Source organism: uncultured Porphyromonas sp. (assembly GCF_938039215.1).
GTDB lineage: Bacteria > Bacteroidota > Bacteroidia > Bacteroidales > Porphyromonadaceae > Porphyromonas.
In genome coordinates, this window is sequence record NZ_CALHVI010000015.1 from 41,439 (window position 1) to 48,602 (window position 7,164).

Genomic DNA, 7,164 nt, shown 5'->3' on the forward strand with positions numbered 1-7,164 from the left:
CCCTCCCTATGCTCTTCACGGATGAAGCCCTTTGATCTCCTCCTCTCCACGGCCTATGCGCCCCCGATCAGCTACTTCGCTAAGCTCTATGAGTACCAAGGCAAGGCGATCGGTCTAGAGGCACAGGAGCACTATCTCAAGCAGAGCTACCGCAACCGCTGCCGGATACTCTCGCCTAACGGTGTGCAGGCACTGACCATCCCCGTAGAGCAGTCCCTAAGTCTCAAGACAAGGATCAGGGATGTCCGTATCTCTGAGCACGGCTCTTGGCGGCATCTTCATGCCCAAGCGCTACGCACGGCTTATGGGGCGAGTCCCTTCTTCGAGTACTATGCCGATGAGCTCCTGCCCTTCTATGAGCGACGCTATAGCTTCCTCTGGGATTTCAATGAGGAGCTCCTTACGGTCCTCACTCGCCAGCTCCAGCTGGAGGTGAACTGGAGTGCTACGGAGGAGTTCGCTGACCCAATGGCGGGGTCCTCCACGACCTGCGATCTCCGCTATGCCATTCATCCTAAGAAGAAGCATCCCATCGCAGGGCTGACGAGACCTCCTTACTACCAGCTCTATCTGGATCGCTTTGGCTTCGTCGAGGAGCTGAGCATCCTGGATCTCCTCTTCGAGATGGGGCCAGAATCCTTACTCATCCTACGGGATAGTCTTACGCCTCACAGAGGCTAACTAATCCCTTTGCTCGGGCTATTCTGTATAGCCTGCTTCCACGTATATTCTTCATTCATGAACCCTATTCATTCCTCCTCTTTCCCCCTACCTCCCTCCGCAGAAGTGCAGGAGGAGCACCTTCGTCATCTAGATACAGAGCGTGTCGATCCCTTCTACTATATGAAGGACAAGGGTGATCCTCGTCTCATGAACTACCTCGAGGCTGAGAATAAGTACACCTCGGAGGTCATGGCTTCGACGAAGCCTCTGCAGGAGCAGATCTACCAAGAGATCGTCGGGCGTATGAAGGAGGATGATCAGAGCTATCCCACGCTTCGTCGGGGCTACTATTACTATACCCGTACGGAGAAGGGCAAGCAATACCCCTCTCACTACCGCATGCGGGAGGAAGACTTCGAGAGCAAGTGGAAGGACTGCCCTACAGCGATCGAGGGTGGGGAACTCCTCTTCGATGTCAATCAGCTAGCTGAGGGAAGTGAGGCTTATATCTTCGCAGGCTATTCGGTTAGCCCGAATAATCAGCTCGCTGCCTACTTCTGCAATACTACGGGGTCGTACGCAGAGTTCGACCTGCACCTTCGGGATCTCACGACGGGAAGCGATCTACCCTTCACGCTCCATGGGATCTCTTCGCTGGCTTGGGCGGAGGATAGCGAGACGATCTACTACGGCCTCATTGATGAGACCCTGCGCTCGACACGCATCTTTGCCCAGCGACTTTCCGAAGCGGAGGGGACGCTCGTCTATGAGGAGCAGGATGTGCGCTTCTCGTGTAGCGTGAGTGAGACCAAGACACGGGAGTTCATCTTCATCTCTACGAGCAGTAGCACGACGAGCGAAGAGTACTACCTCTCTTCCTCGGGTGAAGACCGAGAGCCTAAGCTCTTCCTCCCCCGCAAGCAGGATGTACGCTATTCGATCCTGAGCCATAAGGAGAAGTTCTTCGTCTACTACAAGGACAAGGAGCACCTCAACGGGATGGTCTATGTCTCCCCTAAGGACCAAGTTGGTGATCCGTCGCAGTGGCAGCTCTTCGTGCTCCATCGAGAGGATGTGCGCCTAGATAGCATCGGTGTCTATCGGGAGCAAGTAGCTCTGGAGGAGCGCCGAGAGGGGCTCACCGAGATCCGCATCCTCTCTCATGCGGGAGAGCCACTGAGCAAGATCCATTTCCCCGAACCCGTCTACACGATCAGCCTCAAGGGCAATTCATCCTACGAGGCCACGACGATCCGCTATACTTATTCATCACCCAACCGCCCCACGTCGCTCTATGAGTACGACCTCACCCGAGGGGAGAGTCGTCTGCTGAAGCAACAGGAGGTCGGAGGAGGTTTCTCGCCCGATGACTATACGGTCGAGCGGCTCTGGGCTACCGCTTCGGATGGGGTAAAGGTCCCGATGACCCTGCTCTATCGCAAGGGGCTCCAGTGTGATGGCTCGGCTCCAGCCCTGCTCTATGGCTATGGAAGCTATGGGGTGACTCTGGATGCTCACTTCAGCGTCTCGGTGCTTAGCCTCGTGGATCGTGGCTTCGTCTATGCACAGGCTCAAGTGCGTGGTGGGAGTGATCTCGGCGAGCAGTGGTATGAGGATGGGAAGTTCCTCAAGAAGAAGAACACCTTCACCGACTTCATCGCTTGTGCGGAGACCTTGATCCAAGAGGGTTATACCTCAGCTGAGCGATTGACGGCCGAAGGCGGAAGCGCTGGTGGCCTACTTATCGGAGCTGTGGCGAATAGTCGTCCCGACCTCTTCCATGCCATGATTGCTGCGGTGCCCTTCGTCGATGTCGTCACGACGATGCTCGATGAGTCACTACCTCTGACGACTGGCGAATATGAGGAATGGGGTAATCCGAATGACCCCGAGTACTACCACTATATGCTGAGCTATTCGCCCTATGACAACCTTCGAGCTCAGAGCTACCCGCACCTGCTGGTGACGGGCGGGATCAACGATTCGCAGGTACTCTTCCATGAGCCGACGAAGTACGTGGCCAAACTCCGTCAGCTCAAGACGGACGATCATCTCTTGCTCCTGCGTATGGATATGGACTCGGGGCATGGTGGAGCGACGGGGCGCTACGATGGCATCCGTGATACGGCCTTTGAATATGCCTTCCTGCTCCTGACGCTCGGGATGGTTGGAGCCCCTTCAGAGAGCCCGCTCTAGAAGGGCTCTGGAGAAGCCTCTTTGACGACCTACGGTAGGTCGCCGAAAAAACCTACGGTAGGTCGCCTCACCGACCCACGGTAGGTCGTCTTACCGACCCACAGTGGGTTTTCTTTAGGGGGATAAATTAGGTGGCCACGGGCGCTAAAGATACTCCTCCTAATTTGTCCTAAATAACGTACCTTTGCGTGTTCATTAAGATAAGATCAACTACCTATATAGATGGAATATAACTTTAGAGCTATCGAAGAGCGCTGGCAGCAGTACTGGCGTGATGAGCAGGTCTACCGAGTCGCCGAAGACCCTAGCCGCCCTCCCTACTATGTCCTAGATATGTTCCCCTATCCCTCTGGGGCAGGGCTACACGTGGGGCACCCGCTGGGCTATATCGCTTCAGATATCTTCTCTCGCTACAAGCGTCTTCGTGGCTTCAACGTACTCCATCCTATGGGCTACGATGCCTTCGGTCTGCCCGCAGAGCAGTATGCCATCCAGACGGGACAGCACCCCGAAGTCACTACGGAGGAGAACATCCGCCGCTACCGAGAGCAGCTCGAGCGTATCGGCTTTAGCTTCGACTGGTCGCGTGAGATCCGTACCTCTGATCCCGAATACTATAAGTGGACGCAGTGGGTCTTCATCCGCCTCTTCCACTCCTATTATGATAATGAGGCTGGCAAGGCTGCTCCCATCTCCGAGCTGATCGCTCATCTAGAGAAGCAGGGGACGGCTGGGCTGAATGTCGCAGAGAGCCAGGAGCTCTCCTTCTCTGCCGAAGAGTGGCGGAGCTGGGATGCGAAGAAGCAGGCCGAGGTGCTCATGAACTACCGTCTGGCCTACCTCGGTGAGACGATGGTGAACTGGTGTGCCGCACTGGGTACGGTGCTCGCCAACGATGAGGTCAGCGATGGGGTTAGCGTCCGTGGCGGTCATCCCGTTGAGCAGAAGAAGATGCTCCAGTGGTGTCTCCGTGTGTCGGCTTACGCTGGTCGCCTCATCGATAGCCTCGAGACCATTGAGTGGAGTGACTCGCTCAAGGAGTCACAGCGCAACTGGATCGGTAAGAGCGAAGGGGCAGAAGTCCGCTTCCCGCTCCTCGACGAAGCTGGCAAGGAGCGTGAAGGCTCATTGACGGTCTTCACCACCCGAGCAGATACGATCTTTGGGGTGACCTTCATGGTCCTTGCCCCCGAGAGCGACTATGTAGCCGAGGTGACGACACCTGAGCAGGCTCAGGCGGTCGAAGAGTATCTTGCTGCTACTCGCCGTCGCACCGAGCGTGACCGTATGGCCGATAAGCGTGTCTCGGGTGTCTTCTCGGGATCGTATGCCAAGAACCCGCTCACTGGTGAGGCGATACCCATCTGGATCAGTGACTATGTCCTCGCAGGTTACGGCACGGGAGCTGTGATGGCTGTACCCGCACATGATAGCCGTGACTTTGCCTTCGCACGGCACTTTGGCCTTCCCATCATTCAGGTCGTTGTACCCGAAGGTGAGGAAGCTTCTGACCCCGCAGAATGGGCAGAGAGCAAGGATAGCAAGGCTGGTGTCCTCATCAACTCTGGCTTCCTCACGGGGCTGAGTGTCAAGGAGTCTATCGCCAAGATGAAGGCGCATGTCCGTGAGACTGGCCTAGGTCGTGTGCGCACGAACTACCGTCTGCGTGATGCGATCTTCAGCCGTCAGCGCTACTGGGGTGAACCCTTCCCCATCTATTACGATCAGGATGGGATGCCTCAGACGATCAGCGATGATCAGCTCCCTCTGTGCCTACCCGAGGTAGATAAGTTCCTCCCCACAGCAGACGGACAGCCACCCCTAGGTCGTGCTGAGAACTGGCACACCTCCGAGGGCTTCCCCTATGAGCTGAGCACGATGCCTGGTTTCGCAGGTAGCTCCGCTTACTATCTGCGCTATATGGACCCTCACAACGGTGAGGCTCTGGTCGCACCCGAGAAGAATGCCTACTGGCGCCATGTGGATCTCTACGTCGGCGGTGCTGAGCACGCTACGGGGCACTTGATCTATAGTCGCTTCTGGAATAAGTTCCTCTTCGACCTAGGACTCATCGTAGAGGATGAACCCTTCCGCAAGCTGGTCAATCAGGGGATGATCCAGGGACGATCGAACTTCGTCTACCGCATCAAGGATACCAATACCTTCGTCTCTCTTGGGCTGAAGGATCAGTACGACACCACGCCTATCCATGTGGATGTCAATATCGTCTACAACGATCAGCTTGACCTCGAAGCCTTCAAGGCTTGGCGACCCGAATATGCGACCGCCGACTTCGTCCTCGAGGATGGTAAGTACATCTGTGGCTGGGCTGTCGAGAAGATGAGTAAGTCGATGTACAATGTCGTCAACCCCGATATGATCGTAGAGCGATATGGGGCAGATACGCTTCGTCTCTATGAGATGTTCCTTGGTCCGCTCGAGCAGAGCAAGCCATGGGATACGAACGGTATCGACGGGGTACACCGCTTCCTGCGTAAGTTCTGGGGACTCTTCTATGCTCAGGATGGGACCTTCCGTGTCAGCGATACGCCTGCTACAAAGGAAGAACTCAAGAGCCTACACAAGCTCATCAAGAAGGTCACTGCTGATGTCGAGCAGTTCTCCTTCAATACCTCTGTGGCAGCCTTCATGATCTGCATCAATGAGCTTCAGTCGCTCAAGACCGCTTCGCGTGAGGTGCTTCAGCCCCTAGTCATCTTGCTAGCTCCCTTCGCTCCTCATGTAGCTGAAGAGCTCTGGCATGCTCTGGGTGAAGGCTCTTCCGTCGTAATGGCTACTTGGCCTGAGTGCAATGAGGCCTTCCTCGTCGAGGATAGTGTCAAGTATCCCGTTAGCTTCAATGGTAAGACCCGCTTCACGATGGAGTTCCCCACCGCTGCTACGCCTGCAGAGATTCAGGAAGCAGTGCTCCAAGCAGAGGAAGCACAGAAGTGGCTCGAGGGCAAGACTCCTAAGAAGGTGATCGTCGTCCCAGGGCGCATCATCAACATCGTCCTATAGCAATAGCACTAATCACAACAATAGACTTTTGTAATCAACAGCAATGGCACAGAATTTCAATCTTGTGACCTTCGTCGGCCAGAAGTTCAAAGACCTCGGGAATGAGCTCTCTAAGCAAGCGCTCTCGAAGTACTTCTGGAAGGACCTGGTGATCGTATTCCTTGGGGTCCTACTCTATACGATCGGCTTTAGCTTCCTGATCTATCCTCAGCGTGTCACTACTGGGGGGTTGATGGGGATCTGTAACATCATCACCATCATCACAGGGATCAAGGTCGACATCCCGTACAACATCATCAACATCAGCCTTCTGCTGGTGGCTTTCCTCTTCCTTGACAAGAACTTCTTCATCAAGACCCTCATAGGGATTGGCCTGCTAGCTATCTTTGTCCCGCTGGCTACACGTACGGCTATCCCTGACCCACGTGTCGAGGAGCTCTGGCACCTGATGATCCTCAAGGATCAGCCCCTGCTTGCCCTTATCCTCGGGTCGATGATGTGTGGGCTCGGGCTTGGGCTTATCTTCTCGGTCAATGGTAGCTCTGGGGGAACGGATGTCATCGTTGCACTCATCAGCAAGTACCGCAATATGTCCTTCGGGCGTATCTTCGTCGCTGTGGATGGTACGGTAGTCCTCTTCTCCTATTTTGCCAATGTCTACCTAGCGGATATTAAGATCGATCCTCTGGTTGCCTTCGACAAGCTCGTCATGTCCTTCATCGAAGTCGTGCTCCTAGCGATGACGATGGACTGGTACACGAGTGGCAACAAGCAGTCGATCCAGTTCATGATCTTCAGCTCCAAGTATCAGGAGATCAATGATGCGATCACCTCTCGCCTACGCCGAGGCTGTACGATCCTTGATGCTACGGGTGGCTATACGGGGCAGACTCAGAAGGTCCTTCTCGTCGTAGTGCGCAAGCAGCAGTCGGTAGCGATCTCTCGCATCATCGAGGAGATTGATCCCAAGGCCTTCGTCTCTCAAGGTGCCGTCAAGGGGGTCTATGGAGAAGGCTTCGAAAGCCTCAAGAAGATCAAGTAGCCCTCTCTGCAGGAAAGCTTTCAATACAAGCGGAGACCCTAGGTGCTTGCACCTAGGGCCTCCGCTTTTGTATCCCCCTTCTCTCCTAGTAGAAGGGGGAGTTTTAACTGAGTAGGAGGGTGGTGGAGCAGGTCGGAGCGAGGTGATGAGTGTGGGGGGCTTCTGAGGGGGGTAAATAAAACCTACGGTAGGTCGCCTTGACGACCCACGGTAGGTCGTCGATGCGACCCACAGTAGGTTTT

General features: G+C 55.2%; 4 protein-coding genes. All 4 read left to right on the forward strand.

Translation table 11 applies throughout. The annotated features are described in order from the left end of the window. Positions 1-21 precede the first annotated feature (21 nt). The 4 genes from Q0336_RS01905 (at position 22) to Q0336_RS01920 (ending at position 6,922) form a co-directional block, all read left to right on the forward strand. Positions 22-681: a WbqC family protein gene (locus Q0336_RS01905; protein WP_298524973.1), complete on the forward strand. Its 660-nt coding sequence runs from the start codon at positions 22-24 to the stop codon at positions 679-681. Between the two features lie 57 nt (positions 682-738). Continuing rightward, positions 739-2,859 carry a S9 family peptidase gene (locus tag Q0336_RS01910; protein WP_298524976.1) on the forward strand — a complete coding sequence of 707 codons (2,121 nt, stop codon included), beginning with the start codon at positions 739-741 and terminating at the stop codon, positions 2,857-2,859. 222 nt (positions 2,860-3,081) lie between these two features. After that, positions 3,082-5,880, forward strand: coding sequence for a leucine--tRNA ligase (gene leuS / locus Q0336_RS01915; protein WP_298524979.1), 2,799 nt, complete (start codon positions 3,082-3,084; stop codon positions 5,878-5,880). Between the two features lie 43 nt (positions 5,881-5,923). Next, positions 5,924-6,922 (forward strand): YitT family protein, encoded by a 999-nt coding sequence (locus tag Q0336_RS01920; protein WP_298524981.1) that lies wholly within the window; start codon positions 5,924-5,926, stop codon positions 6,920-6,922. The last annotated feature ends 242 nt before the right edge of the window (positions 6,923-7,164 follow it).